At 32.5% G+C, this 21,559-nt stretch carries 20 protein-coding genes; 11 read left to right on the top strand and 9 right to left on the bottom strand.

What is annotated here, in order from left to right:
* Positions 1-46 precede the first annotated feature (46 nt).
* The 4 genes from RN605_RS07580 (at position 47) to RN605_RS07565 (ending at position 3,977) form a co-directional block, all read left to right on the top strand.
* The gene (locus tag RN605_RS07580; protein ID WP_313323770.1) at positions 47-2,053 is read left to right on the top strand and encodes a TonB-dependent receptor plug domain-containing protein; all 2,007 of its coding nucleotides are present in this window, start codon (positions 47-49) and stop codon (positions 2,051-2,053) included.
* A 16-nt stretch (positions 2,054-2,069) separates the two neighbouring features.
* Positions 2,070-2,411, top strand: coding sequence for a heavy-metal-associated domain-containing protein (locus RN605_RS07575; protein WP_313323769.1), 342 nt, complete (start codon positions 2,070-2,072; stop codon positions 2,409-2,411).
* Positions 2,412-2,463: 52 nt separating this feature from the next.
* On the top strand, positions 2,464-3,189 hold the full coding sequence (locus RN605_RS07570; protein WP_313323768.1) for a DUF2490 domain-containing protein: 726 nt from the start codon (positions 2,464-2,466) through the stop codon (positions 3,187-3,189).
* A gap of 74 nt (positions 3,190-3,263) precedes the next feature.
* Complete coding sequence (locus RN605_RS07565) at positions 3,264-3,977, top strand: DedA family protein (protein WP_313323767.1); 714 nt, start codon at positions 3,264-3,266, stop codon at positions 3,975-3,977.
* A gap of 43 nt (positions 3,978-4,020) precedes the next feature.
* Here the strand turns inward: RN605_RS07565 and groL are convergent, their stop codons facing one another.
* The 8 genes from groL to miaB all read right to left on the bottom strand — a co-directional run bounded on the left by groL (position 4,021) and on the right by miaB (position 11,022).
* On the bottom strand, positions 4,021-5,652 hold the full coding sequence (gene groL, locus RN605_RS07560) for a chaperonin GroEL (RefSeq protein ID WP_313323765.1): 1,632 nt from the start codon (positions 5,650-5,652) through the stop codon (positions 4,021-4,023).
* A gap of 38 nt (positions 5,653-5,690) precedes the next feature.
* The gene (locus RN605_RS07555; RefSeq protein ID WP_313323764.1) at positions 5,691-6,041 is read right to left on the bottom strand and encodes a four helix bundle protein; all 351 of its coding nucleotides are present in this window, start codon (positions 6,039-6,041) and stop codon (positions 5,691-5,693) included.
* Between the two features lie 36 nt (positions 6,042-6,077).
* The gene (locus RN605_RS07550; protein WP_313323762.1) at positions 6,078-6,353 is read right to left on the bottom strand and encodes a co-chaperone GroES; all 276 of its coding nucleotides are present in this window, start codon (positions 6,351-6,353) and stop codon (positions 6,078-6,080) included.
* 142 nt (positions 6,354-6,495) lie between these two features.
* A complete protein-coding gene (gene secG / locus RN605_RS07545) occupies positions 6,496-6,858 on the bottom strand; it encodes a preprotein translocase subunit SecG (protein WP_313323760.1) in 363 nt (120 codons plus the stop codon).
* 2 nt (positions 6,859-6,860) lie between these two features.
* A complete protein-coding gene (locus tag RN605_RS07540; RefSeq protein ID WP_313323758.1) occupies positions 6,861-7,685 on the bottom strand; it encodes a tetratricopeptide repeat protein in 825 nt (274 codons plus the stop codon).
* A 43-nt stretch (positions 7,686-7,728) separates the two neighbouring features.
* The gene (locus tag RN605_RS07535) at positions 7,729-8,232 is read right to left on the bottom strand and encodes an LptE family protein (protein WP_313323756.1); all 504 of its coding nucleotides are present in this window, start codon (positions 8,230-8,232) and stop codon (positions 7,729-7,731) included.
* A gap of 72 nt (positions 8,233-8,304) precedes the next feature.
* Positions 8,305-9,561: a sigma-54 interaction domain-containing protein gene (locus tag RN605_RS07530; RefSeq protein ID WP_313323754.1), complete on the bottom strand. Its 1,257-nt coding sequence runs from the start codon at positions 9,559-9,561 to the stop codon at positions 8,305-8,307.
* Between the two features lie 6 nt (positions 9,562-9,567).
* The gene (gene miaB, locus RN605_RS07525; RefSeq protein WP_313323752.1) at positions 9,568-11,022 is read right to left on the bottom strand and encodes a tRNA (N6-isopentenyl adenosine(37)-C2)-methylthiotransferase MiaB; all 1,455 of its coding nucleotides are present in this window, start codon (positions 11,020-11,022) and stop codon (positions 9,568-9,570) included.
* Between the two features lie 474 nt (positions 11,023-11,496).
* On the opposite strand from miaB, the gene topA reads away from it, so the two are divergent.
* From topA to RN605_RS07490, 7 genes are all read left to right on the top strand, one after another.
* Positions 11,497-13,998, top strand: a complete 2,502-nt coding sequence (topA, locus tag RN605_RS07520) for a type I DNA topoisomerase (protein ID WP_313323750.1) — start codon at positions 11,497-11,499, stop codon at positions 13,996-13,998.
* A gap of 3 nt (positions 13,999-14,001) precedes the next feature.
* Positions 14,002-15,153, top strand: coding sequence for a formimidoylglutamase (locus RN605_RS07515; RefSeq protein WP_313323748.1), 1,152 nt, complete (start codon positions 14,002-14,004; stop codon positions 15,151-15,153).
* Between the two features lie 257 nt (positions 15,154-15,410).
* Complete coding sequence (gene porK / locus RN605_RS07510; RefSeq protein ID WP_313323746.1) at positions 15,411-16,814, top strand: T9SS ring complex lipoprotein PorK/GldK; 1,404 nt, start codon at positions 15,411-15,413, stop codon at positions 16,812-16,814.
* Between the two features lie 52 nt (positions 16,815-16,866).
* Entirely contained in the window at positions 16,867-17,496 is a 630-nt protein-coding gene (gene porL, locus RN605_RS07505) for a type IX secretion system motor protein PorL/GldL (protein WP_313323744.1), read from the top strand.
* A gap of 56 nt (positions 17,497-17,552) precedes the next feature.
* Positions 17,553-19,100 carry a type IX secretion system motor protein PorM/GldM gene (gene porM / locus RN605_RS07500; protein WP_313323742.1) on the top strand — a complete coding sequence of 516 codons (1,548 nt, stop codon included), beginning with the start codon at positions 17,553-17,555 and terminating at the stop codon, positions 19,098-19,100.
* Positions 19,101-19,147: 47 nt separating this feature from the next.
* Positions 19,148-20,062, top strand: a complete 915-nt coding sequence (porN, locus tag RN605_RS07495) for a type IX secretion system ring subunit PorN/GldN (RefSeq protein WP_313323740.1) — start codon at positions 19,148-19,150, stop codon at positions 20,060-20,062.
* Positions 20,063-20,127: 65 nt separating this feature from the next.
* Positions 20,128-21,174, top strand: coding sequence for an NAD(P)/FAD-dependent oxidoreductase (locus RN605_RS07490; RefSeq protein ID WP_313323739.1), 1,047 nt, complete (start codon positions 20,128-20,130; stop codon positions 21,172-21,174).
* Here RN605_RS07490 and RN605_RS07485 read toward each other — a convergent pair.
* A complete protein-coding gene (locus RN605_RS07485) occupies positions 21,149-21,544 on the bottom strand; it encodes a DUF983 domain-containing protein (protein ID WP_313323737.1) in 396 nt (131 codons plus the stop codon). The genes RN605_RS07490 and RN605_RS07485 overlap by 26 nt on opposite strands.
* Positions 21,545-21,559 lie beyond the last annotated feature (15 nt).

Genomic DNA, 21,559 nt, shown 5'->3' with positions numbered 1-21,559 from the left:
TTTTTATAGAATCTTTTTAGAATATAAATAAATTAAAATTACACTAATGAAAAAAACATTTCTATTCTTTGCTTTGTTGTTTTTCACTTATTCATTTTCACAAGAAGAGCTTGAAGAAGTTAAAGTTAAAGCAACAAAAAAAGGAATAACAAAATCCTTAAAAGGAACTTCAAACACAACATTGGTTACTAGTAAAGAGTTACTAAAAGCAGCGTGTTGTAATTTGGCCGAAAGTTTTGAAACCAATCCATCAATTGATGTGAATTTCTCGGACGCTTTGACTGGAACGAAGCAAATTAAAATGTTAGGATTAACAAGTCCATACATTATGATTACTGAAGAAAACATTCCTTCAGTTCGTGGCGCATCACAAGCTTATGGAATGTCTTTCACACCAGGAACTTGGGTTGAAAGCATTCAAATTACGAAAGGCGCAGGAAGTGTTGTTAATGGCTACGAAAGTATTTCGGGACAAATCAATACCGAATTATTAAAACCAATGGATGATATTCCATTTTTTCTAAATGCTTATGGAGATAACAGTAGCCGATTTGAACTTAATACTCATTTTAATAAAAAGTTAAACGATAAATGGGCAACTAGTTTATTGGTTCATGGGAATGGTCGTTTTGGAGAAAACGATATGAACAATGATGGTTTCTTAGATAATCCAAAAGGCAAACAATTAAACGTAACTAATCGTTGGCAGTATTCTAATCAAGAAACGGGTTGGGTTTCTTTTTTGAATGCCCGATTTATGCACGATGAGAAGTTGTCTGGAGAAATGCATTTTGATCCAGATAGAGATAAATTGACTACAAATCATTGGGGTTCAGAAATTAATACTGAACGTCTAGATTTGGCTTCAAAAATTGGTTATGTATTCAAAGATTTGCCTTTTCAAAGTATTGGTTTTCAAAATGCTTTTACATGGCATAATCAACAATCATATTATGGATTGAATCAATATGACATTAAGCAACAAAGTTTCTATTCAAATTTAATTTTCAATTCAATAATAAGTAACACAAGAAATAAATTCTCAACGGGTTTAAATTTTGCACTAGATAATTATACAGAATTTGTGAATTTAAATGATGTTAGCAGAATGGACAATTCAGTTGGAGCATTCTTTGAATATACCTATGATGATAATGATAAATTCAGTTATATTCTTGGAGGTAGAATAGACAATCATAACCGATTAGGTGCTTTTTTTACTCCAAGATTGCACGTGAAATATAATGTTCTTAAAAATAGTGTTTTGCGTTTGTCAGCAGGAAGAGGAAAGCGTGCAGCTAATATTTTTGCAGAAAATCAAACACTTTTTGCTAGCTCAAGACAATTTTCAGTTTTGGATACAAACGGAAAAATTTATGGATTAAATCCTGAAATTGCATGGAATTATGGTGTAAGTTTTACACAGAAATTCAAAATATTTTCCAAAAATGCCGATGTAACTTTAGATTTCTATAGAACTGATTTTCAAAATCAAGCAGTTGTAGATGTAATGAATTCTCCACAGCAAGTATTGTTTTATAACTTAAAAGGAAAATCATTTGCCAATAGTTTACAATTTGATTTCAATATTGAATTAATGAAGCACTTGAATGTAAGAACGGCATATAAATATTATGACATTGCTACTGATTATCTTTCGGGAACTTTTCAAAGACCATTGCAAGCCAAACATAGATTGTTTGCAAATGTTGAATATGAAACGCATATTTTAGACAAAGGACAACAATGGAAGTTCGATTTTACTACTAATTGGTTAGGAAAACAACAATTACCTTATACTGCTTCTAATCCTGAAGAAGATAGATTTCCAGAGTTTTCACCTTCATTTGCTGTAATGAATTTTCAAGTAACCAGAACTTTTTCTAGTACTTTTGAAATGTATATTGGAGGAGAAAATATTGGCAATTACAGACAAGATAAGGCAATATTAGGAAGTGATAATCCATTTGGAACAAATTTTGATGCATCAATAGTCTATGCGCCAGTTTTTGGTAATATGTATTATGCTGGATTACGATTTAAAATAAAATAATAATAAAACACAGATTATGAAAAATATAATTATCGGAATAATGATTCTATTAGTATCATTTTCGACACAAGCTCAAGAGAAAAAAAATAAAAATGCCAAATATAACATTGAAGTTAATGGTAATTGCGAAATGTGTAAAAAGCGAATTGAAGATGCAGCTTTTTCTGTTTCGGGAGTAAAAAGTGCCGAATGGCATATTGATGACCATATGCTTCATTTAATTATTAATGAGCAAAAATGTTCAATTCTTGATGTGCAAAAAGCAATAGCAGAAGTTGGTCATGATACTAATGATGTTAAAGCAATGGATGAGCAATATCAAAAACTTCACGGTTGTTGCATGTATGAAAGAAAATAAATGATTTAAACTCCTTACTTTTGTAAGGAGTTTTTAATTTAAATCAATACCATTGAAAAAGTTTTTCATTTTAGTTTTCATTTCAATTTCATTCTTTGGATTTTCACAAAAAACAAAACAAGACCAAGCAGTTTGGTTTGCTTATATAGGTCAATATAAAGCATCAAAAAAATGGGGTTATCAAATTGAAGCCCAATTTAGAATGGATAATGATTTAGGTAAAAGTATCCAAAATTTGTATAGAGTAGGTGGAATCTATTTTTTACCAAACAAAAAATCACTTGCTGGAGGATTTTCATTAGTTAAAACATATAATAAAACGGCTGATGATTATTTAAACGAAAACAGATATTGGGAACAATTCCAATTAAATCATAGCTGGAAACAAAATGAAATGGTGCATCGATTTAGATTAGAACAACGTTTTGTTGAAATGTTAGATGTTGATAATACTTTGTTAAGAGAAATGGAGTTTCAAAACAGATTTAGATATTTGAATAGAAACTTATTTCATTTAACTAACTTAAAATCCGGAAAAGAAGAAATTTATCTTGTATTACAAAACGAAGTCTTTTTGAATACTGCCGACAATAAAGTAAACTCAAAATTTGTTGACCAAAATAGATTATTGATTGGTTTAGGGATAAATTATCAAAAAAGCATTCGTTTTGAGTTAGGATATATGAATCATTACATAACTTCCAATAGTCCAACTAATTTAATGCGACATACTATTTCACTTTCATTAATTCAAAATTTAGATTTATTTAAAGAATAGTTAACGAATAGTATTTATAAACGAAATCTAAAAAAATATCATTAAATTCACGCTCTTAAATTTAAAATCTTACTATGGACACTTCAGAATGGATTAAGTTACTAAACCCTGAATTTTACATAAATATGTCGGTTGGTGGTGTCCAAGTTGGACTTTGGATTGTGTTGTTTATTGTTTTTGCTGAAACAGGATTGTTTGCTGGATTCTTTCTTCCAGGTGACAGTTTGCTTTTTTTATCTGGAATTTATGCTTGTAAATATACTGATCTTAAAGGAATTGAACATCCTGGATTAATAGATCAGTTCTACAATTTTGATAACGAATTTACGAGTGTTTTAATTTTAGCATCTTTAGTGGCTATTGCCGGAATCATTGGGAATATGGTTGGATATTGGTTTGGTTCTAAAAGCGGATACTATCTTTACAAAAAAGAAGATAGTTTTTGGTTTAAGAAAAAATATTTAATTCAGTCAAAAGATTTCTTCGAAAAATATGGTGGAAAAGCAATAATCTTTGCACGTTTTTTACCTATTTTCAGAACATTTGCACCAATTGTAGCAGGTATAGTAGCAATGGATAAAAAGAAATTCATGTTTTATAACGTTGTTAGTTCTTTTCTTTGGTCATTCGTGTTAATTTTTTCTGGACACTACTTATATGGATTGTTTTTAGAAAAATTTAATGTGGATTTAAAACACCATATCGAGAAAATAATAATTGCAATTATTCTGGTTTCAACTGTTCCTGTTTTGTTGAAAATGTTTAAAAAAGAAAAGAAAGCAGTATAAAAAAACCGCCTCTAATGAGGCGGTTTTTTTATTTAATCATGATTTACATCATTCCTGGCATTCCTCCACCCATTGGCATTCCTACACCAGCATTTTCTTCTTTAATGTCAATTAATGCACATTCGGTTGTAAGTATCATTCCAGAAACTGAAGCAGCGTTTTCTAATGCTACACGAGTTACTTTTTTAGGATCAATAATTCCAGCTTTAAGCATATCAACGTACTCATCTGTTTTTGCATTGTAGCCATAATTGTCTTTTCCTTCAGCAACTTTTGCAACTACAACTGAACCTTCTAATCCAGCATTTTCAACAATTGTTCTTAATGGAGATTCGATAGCTCTTGATACAATTTGAATTCCTGTTGCTTCATCTGCATTATCAGCTTTTACTTTATCCAATGCTTTTTTAGCTCTTAATAATGCAACGCCGCCACCAGCGACAATTCCTTCTTCCACAGCAGCACGTGTTGCATGTAATGCATCGTCAACTCTGTCTTTTTTCTCTTTCATCTCAACTTCAGATGCGGCACCAACATAAAGAACAGCAACACCACCAGCTAATTTAGCTAAACGCTCTTGCAATTTTTCTCTATCATAGTCAGATGTAGTGGTTTCCATTTGAGCTTTGATTTGATTTACTCTGTTTTTAATCAAATCAGCACTTCCTGCACCATTAACAACGGTTGTGTTATCTTTATCAATAGTTACTTTTTCTGCTGTTCCTAGCATGTCTAAAGTAGCGTTTTCTAAAGTATAACCACTTTCTTCAGAAATCACAGTTCCGCCAGTTAGGATTGCAATATCTTCTAACATAGCTTTTCTTCTATCGCCAAATCCTGGAGCTTTTACCGCAGCAATCTTTAATGCACCACGTAATTTATTTACTACCAATGTTGATAATGCTTCACCGTCAACATCTTCCGCTATAATCACTAACGGTTTTCCTGATTGTGCTACTGGTTCTAAAACTGGTAGTAATTCTTTTAATGAAGAAACTTTTTTATCATACAATAAAATGTATGGATTTTCAAGCTCAACATTCATTTTCTCTGGATTAGTAACAAAGTATGGTGATAAATAACCTCTGTCAAATTGCATTCCTTCTACAACATCAACGTAAGTATCAGTTCCTTTTGCTTCTTCAACAGTAATTACACCTTCTTTACCAACTTTTCCAAATGCGGTAGCAATTAAATCACCAATAACATCATCATTGTTAGCTGAAATTGAGGCAACTTGTTTAATCTTATCAGATGAACTTCCAACTTCTTTGGCTTGTTTGCCTAAATCAGCAACAATAGCTTCTACTGCTTTGTCAATTCCACGTTTTAAATCCATTGGGTTTGCACCAGCAGCAACGTTTTTTAACCCTTCTTTTACTATTGCTTGTGCTAAAACGGTTGCTGTTGTAGTTCCATCACCTGCTAAATCATTAGTTTTTGAGGCAACTTCTTTAACCATTTGCGCACCCATGTTTTCTAAAGGATCTTTCAATTCTACTTCTTTTGCAACTGAAACACCATCTTTAGTAACCGTTGGTCCACCAAACGATTTTGAAATGATTACATTTCTTCCTTTTGGTCCTAAAGTTACTTTTACTGCATTAGCCAATGCATCAACACCACGTTTTAATCCATCACGTGCTTCAATATCAAATTTTATATCTTTTGCCATTATGTTTGTGCTTTATGCTTTAAGCAAAATGCTTTAAGCTAGTTTAATTTTTGTTTTAATTTGTATATTTTACTTTTAATTGTATTTGTTTTGGAATCTAAATCAGAAAAAATCTCTTCTGATATGTAATTTAAATCTTTAGACAATAATAATAGGTATTCTGTTTCATTAGCAGAACCTAAAGCTATGTTGAGAAATTGATTAAATTCTTTGTCACTATTTCTTCCGCAACCTTCACTAATATTTGTAGGAATGGATGAAGAAGCTCTTCTTAATTGGCTAACTAAACCATACAACTCTTCATTTGGGAAATTAGAAGTTGCTTTATAAACTTCTAAAGTTAAAGAATGGCTTAATTGCCAAATATCATATTTTTTGAAATCTCTCATGTTAGCTTATTGCTTACTGCCTATAGCTTATAACTTTTAGATTATTGCAAGGATATCATCTTCTCTCATGATAAGATAATCTTTTCCTTCGAACTTTAATTCAGTTCCAGCATACTTTCCATAAAGAACAGTATCGCCAATTTTTACGGTCATAGTGTGGTCTTTTTTTCCGTTCCCAACAGCCACTACATTTCCTTTTTGTGGTTTTTCTTTTGCAGTATCTGGAATAATGATTCCAGAAGCAGTTTGTGTTTCAGCAGCAGCTGGTTCCACAATTACTCTGTCTGAAAGTGGTTTAATGTTTAATGCCATAATTCTATAGTATTTAAATTTTATTTATTTTGATGTTTTCTGTTTTTCAGAAATTATGCCAAGCCATCGAAACTGCCATTTTTTCCTAAAAAAAATGCCAGCATGTCAGCGCTGGCATTATATATGTTTTTATAACTCAGGGTTATTTTTTTTCTTCAGCTGGTGTAGCTGGAGTTGTAGTAGTTGTTGCTGGTTCAGCTGCTTTTGTTTCTGCTGGTTTTGCAGGAGCTGCTTTTTCAGTTTCATCAATAATTTTTGAATTTGAATCAGCTAATGCACCACTAAAACTTAAACTTGATAACAATATTAATACGATTAAGATTGTTGCCAATGTCCAAGTGCTTTTATCTAAAAAGTCTGTTGTTTTTTGAACACCACCCATTTGTGATGAACTTCCAAAAGTAGAAGAAAGTCCTCCACCTTTTGGGTTTTGAACCATGATAACTATGATTAGTAAAAAACAAACGATTGTGATTAATACTAAAAAGATTGAAAATGTACTCATTACTAATTATTATTTTGTTGTAAAATCTTTATATCTGAAATTCGGTCTGCAAAGAAACTACTTTTTTCTGGATATTTCAAAATTAATATTTCATAGGCTTGTATTGCTTTTGAATATTTTTTTTGTTCCAAATAAACTCTTGCCAATGTTTCCGTCATAAGGTAAGATATGTCCTCGTCTTTGCTTTCTTTTACAGGGATTGTTTTTTCTCTGTCAATTGCTGGAATTTTAGGATTTGACTCAATAAATTTATCAATTAAATCCAATTTTTTCTTTTTCTCTTCCGAAAAAGGTTGTGTGTTTGTTTCCTTTTTTTCTTCTCTAATTATAGGTGTAAATCGAGCCAATTGTAGCCATTCTTCAAAGGAATGTTTTTCATCTTTTGAAAATTCGAGTGGTTTTCCAATTTCTAATTTCTCAATTGCTAAACTTTCTTCAGGATTTGACTGTTGAATAGAACTCAAAATAGATTGCTCTAACGGATTAGCAGTTGATTGACTTTTATTTACAACTACAATTTCACTTTCAACAACATGAATATTTAATAATTCTTGTAATTTTCTTTCGTATAAACCTTTTTGAACTGCCACAAAATCATCTGAAGTAATAAAATCAAACAACATGCTTCTATCAGTTGTATAAGCAGCCGAAACCTTTAAAGCTTGGTTGTATTTGTAACTATCTTGATTATACAGATGTTTTAGTCGCATAACTCGAGCACTCTGAAAATATGGAAATTCTTCCATCACTTTTTCAAGAGATTCAGCATATCGTTCATTGATAGCATCTGGTTTGTTAAGTAAATAAGTATAATCAGTTAAATTCAAAGTGTTTTGTTTTCAGATTTTAAAGATACATTTTTTTCAAAAACTACCATTTTGCCAATGACTCATTAAATATATCTTGTGTGATTCTCTCAAAAATCACATCTAAAGATCTTGATAATTGTTGTCCAGTCAACGGTGTATCAGCTGGAAAGTCATCAAAGAATGAAAACTGTTTTTCAAAATTATCTTCTTCTTTATTTTTATTAGTAAATCGAACATTTACTGCAATTGTCAATCGGTTTTGTGCTGCTCTAATATCTGCAGTAGCAGTCATTGGCGTAACATTATAACGAACAATTTCACCTTCATAAACCAAATCGCCATTCGAATTAGTTAGATTCAAATTGGTTTGATTCTGAATTAAATCTTGCAAACGCAATGTAAAAGTTCTTTCAATTCCTGGTTCAATCAACTCGGCATTATTTTGAAAATAATTAACTTGAAAAGTTTTGGCATCAATTTTTCCGGTTCCAGTAAAATTATATACCGAACAGCTATTGATAACCAATACAACAAAAAGGAGTAAAATATATTTAGTGAATTTCATGTCTTATTTTTCAAAAATCAAATATAAACGCATTATTGGAATTAGAACTTTTAATTATTGTAATTTTAACGATTACAAATCAAACTGCTTTATTTTTCTATAAAGTGTTCGTTCAGAAATACCTAATTCATCGGCAGCAGCTTTTCGTTTTCCGTTATGACGTTCCAATGATTTTTTGATTAGTTCTATTTCTTTTTGTTCCAATTTTAAAACTTCTTCTTCTTCAATCGTTTCTGCGTCAAGGAAATTTTGATCTTCATCATCTTGATAATTATCTTGTATTACCGGACTTTGAATTGGCAACGAACTTCTTCGTGGTTCTTCTTCAAACGAAATTTCACTGTCATTAGAACCATAGACTTTCTGAATTAAACTCGGATTGATGTCTTGAATTTTCGTTCCGTTTTTAATCAATTCCAAAGTCAGTTTCTTCAAATCATTCAAATCACTTTTCATGTCAAAAAGCACTTTGTACAAAATGTCTCTTTCGGTAGCAAAATCACTTTCTGATTTTTTTCCGCCAATAACAGAAGGTAACGTAGAACTTTCGGTTGGTAAATACGATTGTAAAGTAGCCAAACTAACATCTCTATTAGTTTCTAAAACCGAAATTTGTTCGGCAACATTTCGCAACTGACGAATATTCCCACTCCAACGGTATTTTTGCAGAAATTCAACTGCATCATCGCGTAATTTTATCGGCGGCATTTTATATTTATGAGCAAAATCAGCGGCAAACTTTCGAAACAATAAATGAATATCGTCTTTTCGGTCTCGCAACGGTGGCAAAGGAATATCAACCGTACTCAATCTGTAATACAAATCTTCTCGGAACTTTCCTTTTTCAATGGCATCAAACATATTTACATTTGTTGCCGCTACAATACGAACATTGGTTTTTTGAACTTGCGACGAACCTACTTTGATGAACTCTCCATTTTCCAAAACACGCAACAAACGAACCTGAGTAGTCAAAGGCAATTCGCCTACTTCATCCAAGAAAATTGTTCCACCATCAGCCACTTCAAAATAACCTTCACGGGTTGAAGTAGCACCAGTAAAAGCACCTTTTTCATGACCAAATAATTCACTATCAATCGTTCCTTCCGGAATGGCGCCACAGTTTACCGCAATATATTTTCCGTGTTTTCTGTGCGAAAGCGAATGGATAATTCTAGGAATACTTTCCTTACCAACACCGCTTTCGCCCACAACCAATACCGAAATATCAGTAGGAGCAACCTGAATGGCTTTCTCAATAGCACGATTGAGTTTTGGATCATTCCCAATAATCTCAAATCGTTGTTTTATACTTTGAACTGATTCCATTTTTAATTAAACAATTTGCATTTCCGAATACCCAACCGCTTCTCCAATTAGAGTAGCTGTAGTGCAATCAGAAACTTTTACCAATACAAAATCTCCTGGCTTATAATGTTCTTTTGGGAAAACCGTAACCACATTTTCAGAATTTCTTCCGCTCCAGTGTTTATCTGACTTCTTCGATTCTTTTTCAATCAATATTTCAACGGTTTGCCCTAAGAAACGTTTGGTTCTTTTTTCGCTCAACACTTGTTGCAAATCAACGATATCTTGCAAACGTCTTTTCTTCACTTCTTCCGGAACATCATCTTCCATTTTTCGCGCTGCCAAAGTTCCCGGACGTTCAGAATACGCAAACATATACCCAAAATCATACTCAACATATTCCATCAAACTCAAGGTGTCCTGATGATCTTCTTCCGTCTCCGTTGGAAAACCCGATATCATATCCTGCGAAATCGAACAACCCGGTATAATTCTTTTGATTTTGTCTACCAATTCCATGTATTCCTCACGAGTATGTTGTCGGTTCATTTCCTTTAAAATTCTCGTGCTTCCACTTTGAACTGGTAAATGAATATAATTACAAACATTATCATATTTAGCAATAACATGAAGCACTTCTTCATGCATATCCTGTGGATTCGAAGTCGAAAAACGAAAACGCATTTTAGGAAACGCAATCGCACATTGTTCTAACAACTGAGCAAAATCAACCGCAGTAGCTTTTTGCATTTCGGTGGCTTTCACAAAATCTTTCTTCAGTCCGCCGCCATACCATAAATAACTATCCACATTTTGCCCTAGCAGACAAATCTCCTTAAATCCTCTATCCCACAAATCTTTGATTTCTTCTAAGATACTTTGTGGTTCACGGCTGCGTTCTCTACCACGAGTAAACGGTACCACACAAAAGGTACACATATTATCACAACCACGTGTAATCGATACAAACGCATTCACACCATTACTGTTCAATCGAACCGGTGCAATATCACCATAAGTTTCCTCTTTCGATAAAATAACATTGATGGCATCTCTTCCTTCATCCACTTCCTTCAACAAGTTAGGCAAATCCTTATACGCATCCGGACCAACAACCATATCAACAATCTTCTCTTGTTCCAAAAATTGGTCTTTCAATCGTTCTGCCATACAACCCAAAACGCCCACTTTCATCCCTGGATTAATACTGCGTTTAATAGCGTTATATTTCTCCAAACGTTTTCTAACGGTTTGTTCAGCTTTGTCTCTAATCGAACACGTATTTACCAAAACCAAATCTGCTTCCTCCAGGTTTTGCGTAGTGTTATAACCTTGTTCGGTCAAAATGGAAGCCACAATCTCACTGTCCGAAAAATTCATCGCACAACCATAGCTTTCTATAAAAAGTTTTTTGGTGTTTTCTGCCTTTTGTTCCAAAACCAAGCTCGTGCCTTGTTTCTTCTCGTCTAATTCCTTTTCCATAAAAATAATTTCGATTAAATCGGGTAGCAAAGATAATACTAAATTTATTTATATGACAAGATGGCAGATAAGGTTTAACAAAAGATTTATTTTATAGTCATTTTATATAAAAACATCAAATGTTTATTACCCTTTAAGTTAGTATGATTGTTAGTTAATGTTTTTGTTTGGCTATATACATTTTATTATTAGTTATATTTATAACATACTTATAGCATACTTATAGCGTATTTATAGCGTATTTATAGCGTACTTATAGCGTATTTTACATTCTCTATATTAATTAAAGTCTGTATGTTTAATTGTAATTAAGTTACTTTTGAAGTTAAATTGCTTTCAAATATTATTTACTTTTTATTTCTAAATATAAGGTTTTAAACTAGCAACTATTTTCTACATTTAATCGTTAAAAAGTGTCGATAAATCGGATTTTTAAAAAAAACAATTACATTTGTCCACACAAACTACAGACAAATGGCAAAGAATTTAGTAATCGTTGAGTCACCAGCAAAAGCAAAAACCATAGAAAAATTTCTAGGCAAAGACTTCCAGGTCGAGTCTAGTTACGGACACATAGCCGACCTTCCGTCCAAAGAAATAGGCGTAGATGTTCTAAATGGTTTTACGCCAAAATACCAAGTGTCTTCAGATAAAAAAGCATTGGTAAAGAAACTCAAAGATTTATCTAAATCAGCCGATATGGTTTGGTTAGCTTCCGATGAAGACCGCGAAGGAGAAGCCATTTCTTGGCATCTTGCGGAAGAACTAAAATTGGATAAGTCTAAAACAAAACGTATTGTTTTTCACGAAATCACTAAAAACGCCATTCTAAAAGCCATCGATAATCCTCGCGAGATTGATTATAATTTGGTAAACGCACAACAGGCACGTCGTGTATTAGATAGGCTAGTGGGTTACGAACTTTCCCCAGTTTTATGGAAGAAAGTAAAAGGAGGTTTGTCTGCCGGTAGAGTTCAATCGGTTTCTGTACGTCTAATAGTAGAACGTGAAAGAGAAATACAAGACTTCAAACCAGTAGGTTCTTATGCTGTTTCTGCTGAGTTCACTAACGCCGCAGGAAAAGTGGTGAAAGCCAAATTGCCAAAAAACTTTGCCACCAAAAAAGAAGCTGAAGATTTTCTAAATAAAAGCATCGGTTCCAATTATAAAGTAGCAGACTTAGAAACAAAACCAGCAAAAAAATCACCAGCCGCTCCGTTTACAACATCAACCTTGCAACAGGAAGCAGCACGTAAATTATATTTACCGGTAGGAATCACGATGCAAATCGCACAACGCCTTTACGAAGCCGGATTGATTACCTATATGAGAACCGATAGCGTCAATCTTTCTCAAGAAGCCATGTCGGCTGCTCAAGCAGAGATTATTAAATCTTACGGAAAGGAGTTCTCAAAACCAAGAACCTTTACTTCAAAATCAAAAGGTGCACAGGAAGCGCACGAAGCCATCCGTCCTACCGATATGTCACAACACACCGTGAACATCGATAGAGACCAAGCTCGTTTATATGATTTAATCTGGAAAAGAACATTGGCGTCTCAAATGAGCGATGCAGAATTAGAGCGTACCAATGTAAAAATTGAAGCAAACAACCATTCTGAAGTGTTCCAAGCATCGGGAGAAGTAATAAAATTTGAAGGTTTCCTTAAAGTATATCTTGAAGGTCATGACGACGACGAAGAAGAACAAGAAGGAATGTTGCCAGCTTTAAAAGTAGGCGAAGCCTTAAACAATACATTAATAACCGCTAAAGAACGTTTCACGCAAGCACCAAGTCGCTACACAGAAGCATCTTTAGTAAAGAAATTAGAAGAATTAGGCATTGGTCGTCCATCAACCTATGCGCCAACAATTTCTACCATCATCAGTAGAAATTATGTAGAAAAAGGAACAAACGAAGGAACAGAGCGTAAATACAATCAACTTACTTTAAAAGGTAACGAAGTTAAATCGCAGGTTCTTTCAGAAATGACAGGTTCCGATAAAGGGAAATTAGTTCCAACAGACATCGGTTCTATCGTAAATGATTTCTTGGTCAAAAACTTTTCAGTCATTCTAGACTATAACTTCACCGCCAAAGTAGAGCAAGATTTCGACGAAATCGCAGAAGGAAATGTGGATTGGGCAAAAATGATGCAAGAGTTCTACGATAAATTCCACCCAAATGTTGTCGAAGTAGAAGAAAACGCCGATAGAGAAAGCGGAGAACGAATTCTAGGAACTGACCCAAAATCTGGAAAAACGGTGTTAGTTCGTTTAGGAAAGTTTGGTCCAATGGCACAAATTGGTGACGCTGACGATGAAGAGAAACAATTTGCTAGTTTAATGGCCGACCAAAATATTGGAACTATTACTTTAGAAGATGCATTGAATTTGTTTTTATTGCCTAAACAATTAGGTACATATAAAGGAGAAGAAGTAGAAGTAAACAACGGTCGTTTTGGTCCTTATGTTCGCTTCGGAAAACAATTCATCTCACTGCCAAAAGGCGAAGATCCATTAGATGTAACTATGGAACGTGCTCAAGAGTTAATCAACGAAAAAGCAAAAGCCGATGCGCCAATCGCTACTTATAAAGGTATGGATGTGCAAAAAGGCGTTGGTCGTTTCGGACCATTCTTAAAATGGAACGGCATCTTTATTAATGTAAATAAGAAATACAACTTCGATAATTTATCACAATCAGACATCACAGAATTGATTGAAGAAAAATTACAAAAAGACATCGATAAAGTAATTCATAACTGGGAAGCCGAAGGAATTAAGGTTGAAAAAGCTCGTTGGGGCAAATCGGTAATTCTTAAAGGAAAGCTAAAGATTGAATTGAATAAAGACATCGATGCTTCTAAATTTACTTTAGAAGATGTGAAAAAGATTATTGAAGAAAAAGCACCTGCCAAGAAAACAACTGCTAAAAAGACAACAACCAAAAAAGCAACCGCTAAAAAGAAATAATACATGGAATTCGATTTTCTATCACCTGTTGATAATGAAATTGTACAATTTGTAGCAAGCTTATCTAGTCAAAATCTAGGAAGTAAAGTTGCTTTCCACACAGATAAAGATTTCCCAGATGTAGATAAAATTAAGATTGCAATCATTGGAGTTCCAGAAAACAGAGGTGATTTTAATGCTTATGAAGAAGTTAATTTAGTTTTTATTCGAAAAGAATTGTACAAATTATATCCTGGTAATTGGCAAAGTTCAATTGCCGATTTAGGAGATATTCTTCCAGGTAATTCTCTAGAGGATACTTTTTTTGCACTTAAGGAAGTTGTTTCAAAACTTTTAAAAAAAGGAATTATTCCTGTAATTTTGGGCGGAACACAAGATTTAACGTATCCATTATACAGAGCATACGATAAGTTGGAACAGATGGTTAACATAGTTTCAATAGATTCTAAATTTGATATTGGCAAACCAGAAGATGGAATTTCATCAAATTCTTATTTAGGAAAAATTATTCTTGATGAGCCAAACAACTTATTTAACTATTGTAACATTGGTTTTCAAACTTATTTTAATTCGCAAGAAGAAATAGATTTAATTGAAAAATTATATTTTGACGCCTATAGATTAGGTGAAATTTCCAATAATATAACCCTTTCAGAACCAGTTTTAAGAGATGCTGACTTAGTTTCTTTAGATTTAACAACTGTAAAGTCCTCAGATTCAGGAAATTTATATAACTTTACGCCAAATGGATTTAATGGTAAAGAAATTTGTAGTCTATCAAGATATGCTGGAATAAGTGATAAGGTATCATGTTTTGGTTTATTTAACCACAACAATACTAAGGAAGAAGCAGTTTTAATAGCGCAGATAGTTTGGTATTTTATTGAAGGAATTAATTTTAGATCAAATGAATATCCTTTTAGCTCAAAAAATAACTATTCTAAATATATTGTGCCATTAGAAGAGGAAGAAATAGTGTTTTATAAGAGTAATAAAACCGAGCGTTGGTGGATAGAAATACCTTTTTTTTCAAATTCACACAATAAATTGAAAAAAAATACGTTATTACCTTGTTCACATGAAGAATATTTGACTGCTTGCAATCAAGAAATACCTGAAAGATGGTGGAAAGCACAGCGAAAAAATATAATTTAACATATTTTAAATTATAAAAGTTAGATTTTGTTTAAGTGAATAAGTTCTAAATCAGTAATATATAGATTACAAATAAATCAAAAAAGTGTATTTTATCGATATTTAAATGCTTTTTATCGATAAATAATTTTTTTATTTCAAAAATTAATTCTAGTTTTGGCTTGTTAATTAATTTTTACGTTAATAATTGTTTTTTTAAAAAATTATAAATAGGTTTACGCCCTTAAAAATTGAGTATTCAAATAACCCCAATTTATATGAAGAAGTTCATCGCATTTGCATCTGTTTTAGCTTTATTAACAAGCTGTGGACGTTCTAACGACAAAGGTGAGTTAGTAGGTGTTAAAGGAAAGAAATGGCATCCAGAAAAACCATACGGAATGACTTTGGTTCCAGGTGGAGCTTTTATTATGGGTAAATCAGATGATGATTTAGCTAACGTACAAGATGCACCAACAAAAACTGTAACAGTTCGTTCGTTTTACATGGATGAAACTGAAATTACAAATAGTGAGTATAGACAATTTGTAGAATGGGTTAAAGACTCCATTATTAGAGTACGTTTAGCTATTCTTGCAGATGAAGTTGGTCAAACAGCTGGCAGTGGTAAAGGTGGCAAAGCCGGAAGTATTGGCGATTTTGCCTTCAATGATACAGATCCTGCTAAAATGACGGCATACGATAAGTACATGTATGAAAACTATTATAGTGTTGGAACTGATGATGATCCATATGCTGGTAGAAGATTAAACAAAAAAGTTAAACTTATCACAGATACTAGTAAATATCCTGACGAATATTATACTGAAGTTATGGATACAATGTATCTTCCTTTAGCAGAGTCATTTAATGGTTTGAGAACCATCGATGTTACAAAATTAAAATTCAGATACTCTTGGATGGATATCCAAGCAGCTGCAAAAGCTAAAGTGGGTAAAAGAAGTTCATTTATTAAAACAGAACAACAAGAGGTTTATCCTGATACAACTGTTTGGATAAAAGATTACTCATATTCATATAATGAGCCAATGCATAATGATTATTTCTGGCACCAAGCCTACAGCGAATATCCTGTTGTTGGAGTTTCTTGGAAGCAAGCTAAAGCATTTTGTGCATGGAGAACTTTAAATAAAAACGCTTACATTAAATCTAAGAAGAAGAAAAGAGATTTAATTAACTCTTTCCGTTTACCAACAGAAGCTGAATGGGAATATGCTGCTCGTGGTGGTTTAGAATCTGGAACTTATCCTTGGGGTGGTCCGTATACTAAAAATGACAGAGGATGTTTCTTAGCAAACTTTAAGCCTAATAGGGGAGATTATGCTGCAGACCAAGCTTTATATACAGTTGAAGCTAAATCTTATGAGCCAAATGGTTATAATCTTTACAATATGGCTGGAAATGTAGCTGAATGGACTGATTCATCTTATGATGCTGCTGCTTACGAATATGTTTCATCAATGAATCCAAATGTACAAGACAACAAAAACATGAGAAAAGTTGTTCGCGGCGGTTCTTGGAAAGATGTTGCTTATTTTTTACAAGTTGCAACAAGAGATTTTGAATATGCTGATACTGCAAGAAGCTACATTGGATTCAGAACTGTTCAGGATTATATGGGAACTCAAGTAACTGGTAAAGCAGGTACACCTAGAAAATAATTTTTAACCAACTTTAAATATTAAAACTTAACTAACTAAAAAATTTATTATTATGGCATTATTAAGCAAAAAAACAATGAATTTCGCTTACGGTATGGGAGCGGCTGTTGTAATTATTGGAGCATTATTCAAATTAATGCACTGGCCTGGAGCAAGTGCGATGCTTATTATAGGACTAGGAACTGAAGCATTAATTTTCGGATTATCAGCTTTCGATCCAGTTGATCAAGAATTAGATTGGTCTTTAGTATATCCAGAATTAGCTGGTGGAGAAGCTAAAGCAAAAGATAAAAAAGAAGATCCAAAAGATGCTCAAGGTTTATTGTCTCAAAAATTAGACAACATGTTAAAAGAAGCAAAAATTGATGGTGAATTAATGGCAAGTTTAGGGAACAGTATCAAAAATTTTGAAGGTGCTGCTAAAGCTATATCTCCAACAGTTGATTCAGTTGCTTCTACTAAAAAATATGCAGAAGAAATGACTAAAGCTGCTGAGCAATTACAAACATTAAACGGATTATACCAAGTTCAACTTCAAAGTGCAGAGAGAAATGCTCAAATTAACAATGAAGTTGCTGAGAATAATTTAAAATTAAAAGATCAAATGCAATCACTAACTTCTAACCTATCTTCATTGAACAATGTTTATGGTGGAATGTTATCTGCAATGAGTAATAGATAATTAGTTTTATAACTATATTTTAATCAAAAAATAATAATTTAAACTAATTAGAAATAATGGCAGGAGGAAAATTAACACCTAGACAGAAGATGATTAACTTGATGTATCTGGTATTCATCGCAATGTTGGCATTGAATATGTCAAAAGAAGTTTTGTCTGCTTTTGGTATATTAAATAATAAAATAATCGAGTCTAACTCTGTTGCAGATGCAAGAAATCAATCTTCATTTGAACAATTAGCTCAAAAAGCACAAGATCAACCTTTACAGTTTGGAGACAAAAAGGCTAAAGTTGAAAAAATTAGAGCACTTTGTAAGGATTTTTCTACTTATTTAGAAAGTATGAAAACTGAATTCACAAAGGAGTTCAAGCGTGATGAAGATGGAAATCTTCCTTTTGAATCAATGGATAAAGGTGACATGGTTGACCAAAAATGGTTTAATGGAGATAAGCCTTCGAAAGATGGTCAATTATTTCTTGATAAAATGGCTAACTTTAAATCTCAAATTAAACAAATTGGTGGTAGTTCAATTGCTGATTCAGAAATGAAAAAAATTGAGAAAAGATTCGCTACTGAGCCAGTTAAATCAAAAAATGCAGGCACTACTTTAGGATGGTTAGATTACAATTTTAAAGGTTTCCCTTTAATTGCTACAGTAACGAAATTATCGCAATTACAGGCTGATATTAAAACTACTGAAAGTGATATTATCGCAGGAATGTTCCAAACTGACCTTGTTGCGGCAGCATCTTTGACAGCTTATCAACCAATTGTTGTTCCAGATAAAACAGCTTTCTTTCAGGGAGAATCAGTTACAGGTAAGATTATCTTAGGAAAATTTGATCCTAATTTAGTTGCAAAATCAGTAATTGTTAATGGTGCTAGTGTACCAGCTGAAGCAGGACAAGCAAAGTTTTCATTTGGTGCTGGAAATGTTGGAGAACATGAAATTACAGGATCTTTCAATTTTGATGAAGGAGGTAAAGTTGTTAGTTTACCAATTAAAGGTAACTATGTTGTTGTTCCACAACCAAAATCTGCTAATATTTCTGCAGATAAAATGAATGTTGTTTACAGAGGTTTACCAAACCCAATGACAATTTCTTTTGCTGGTATTTCAGATGATAAAGTAACAGCTTCTGCGCCAGGTTTATCTAGAGCTTCAGGTAATGGAAAATATAATTTAAGTCCTGGTTCAGGTACTGAAGTTACTGTAAGCGTTACTGCAAAATTACCAGATAACAAGACTGTTTCTGATAAAAAGACTTTCCGTATTAAAAATATTCCAGCTCCAGCAGGTGCTATTGGTGGAACTACAGGAGTTACTAAAGGTGCAAAATCACGTTTAGAAGTTTCTACTATATCTGCTAAATTGGAAGACTTTTTATATGACTTAGATTTCCAAGTTACACAATTTACTTTTAAAGTTCCTGGTCAACCTGCTATAGTTGTAAACGGAGATAAAGTAGATGGTAGATGTAGAGCTGCTTTAGCAAGAGTTACTCGTGGAGATCAAGTAACAGTATCAGATATTAAAACAAAAGTTACAGGTGCTCAAATTGTAGTTCCTACAGCTGCTCCAGTAATTTACGAAATACAATAATAATTTGAGTTAGATATTACCTACTTAAATAACTTATAATTAAAAACATGAAAATTAAAAATCTTTTATTCGTTGCATTTGCATTTGCAGGTATCCTATCGGTTTCTGCACAGTCAAATCTGTTAAATGCCAAAACTCCTGATGAGATTGGTAAAAAGACTCCTGCTCAAATGATATCAGACAATGATAAACCACTTCCTTATGGTTATGTGCATGATAGAGATGTTTTAATGGGTAAAACAATATGGGAAATTATAGACATTGATGAGCGTATAAATTTTCCATTATACTATCCAATTGACACAGCTTTTGTAGGGAAAGATAGAAGATCTTTATTTGATGTTTTGGTTAAAAACATTAAGAATGGTAAAATAACTGAAGTATATGCTGATGATTATTTCAATACCAAAAGAGCAATGAAAGATATGGAATCATCATTTGTTTATATCGATACAATTCAAGCAGGTTTTGACGAAATAAACAATTATTATGATGATTATAAATCTGGAAAAAAAGTTTTAGATCCTCAATTCATTAATAAGCAAGATTTAACTGCTCAAGATATTTCTGGATGGAAGATTAAAGGATTTTGGTATTTTGATAAAAGACAAAGTGAATTAAAGTATAGATTACTTGCATTATGTCCTGTAACTCCAGAAGCTCGTGATATTGGTAAAGATAATCCAGATGTGATTGACTTATTTTGGGTTTATTTTCCAGCAATAAGAGATATACTTCATGAGGCAAAAGCATTTAATGATAAAAACTCAGCTATGCCAATTACATTTGACCATTTGTTAAATTCACGCAGATTTAATGCTGTTATTTACAAAGAAGAGAATGTTTATGGTGACAGGGAAGTACAACAATACATGAAAGATAATGCTCAAATGCAGTTGTTGGAGTCAGAACGCATCAAGGAAAAAATTCGTAGTTTCGAATCTGATATGTGGAATTACTAATATGTATTTCATAAAATAATTTAAAACTCTCATCTATATGATGGGAGTTTTTTATTTCTAAATAAATGATAGATTATATAATTGTTGGTTCAGGATTATCAGGAATTGCTTTTGCAGAAACACTTTTGCAAAATGATAAGTCATTTGTTGTTTTTGACGATGATTCTCAAAATTCTTCCAGAATTGCTGGCGGTTTATATAATCCTGTAATTTTAAAACGTTTTAGTGAAGTTTGGAACGCTAAAGAGCAATTAAATATTGCAATTCCATTCTATAAAAAGATTGAAGATAAATTATCTATTACTATTGATTATAAACTTCCCATTTACAGAAAATTTTTTTCTGTTGAAGAGCAAAACAATTGGTTTATTGCGGCCGATAAACCTAATTTATCACCTTTTCTATCAACCTCAATTGTAAAAAAAGATTATAATTCTATTAATTCTCCTTTTGGGTATGGTGAAGTTTTGCAAACAGGTTACGTTGACACTGTTGAATTATTATATTCTTACCATAAATACTTAAAAGCAAACAATTTATTGATTTCAGAGACTTTTGATTACTCCAAAATTAATTTTTCTGATGATTTTATTAAGTACAATAATCTTGAAGCAAAGCATATAGTGTTTGCTGAAGGATTTGGAATGCATTCTAATCCATTTTTTGATTATTTACCACTAGACGGAACCAAAGGCGAATTATTTATCATTAAAGCTCCTGAATTAGATTTAGATGTAATTATTAATACTAGTGTTTTTATTTTACCACTAGGAAATCATTTGTTCAAAGTTGGAGCAACATATGATTGGAAGGATAAAACAAATAATCCAACAGAAGAAGGCAAACAAGAACTTTTAGAAAGAATCAGAGAAATTATTTCTTGTGATTTTGAAATTTTGGAACATTATGCAGGAATACGACCAACGGTAAATGATAGAAGACCTTTACTTGGTACGCATCCTGAATTTAAAAATTTACATATTCTCAACGGACTTGGAACACGAGGTGTTATGCTTGCACCAGCAATGGCAATTGATTTATACAATTACATTGAAAACAAAATATCTTTAGACAAAACGATTGATATTAATCGTTATGCACGTTTTTTGTAGCTTCAGGATTGTAGTGAACAAAAATATTAATATAGATATTTCTTGAAAGGCGCGCTGTTATTGGAGTCAACAATAATAAAGCAGCAATAATTGCTATAAAAGATTCAATTAAATCTAAACCAATAAAAACTTTTCCAATAATAAAAGTGGCAACGCCAATGGCAACTGTTAATGCATAACTAACATACATAGCACCGTAAAAAAAAGAGGGTTCAATTTTATATTGTAATTCACAATGGCTACAATTTTCATGCATATCGTACAATTTAGATAAATGATATGGATTTTTGTCAATATACATGCTTTCTTGATGACATCTCGGACAACTTCCTGTTAAAATACTATATAGTTTGGATCCTTTTTTTAACATTTGCAAAAATTTTAT

Source organism: Flavobacterium sp. PMTSA4 (assembly GCF_032098525.1).
Classification (GTDB): Bacteria; Bacteroidota; Bacteroidia; order Flavobacteriales; family Flavobacteriaceae; genus Flavobacterium; species Flavobacterium capsici.
Note: the sequence above shows the minus strand (reverse complement) of the source record. Positions and strands in the feature narration are given on the sequence as shown.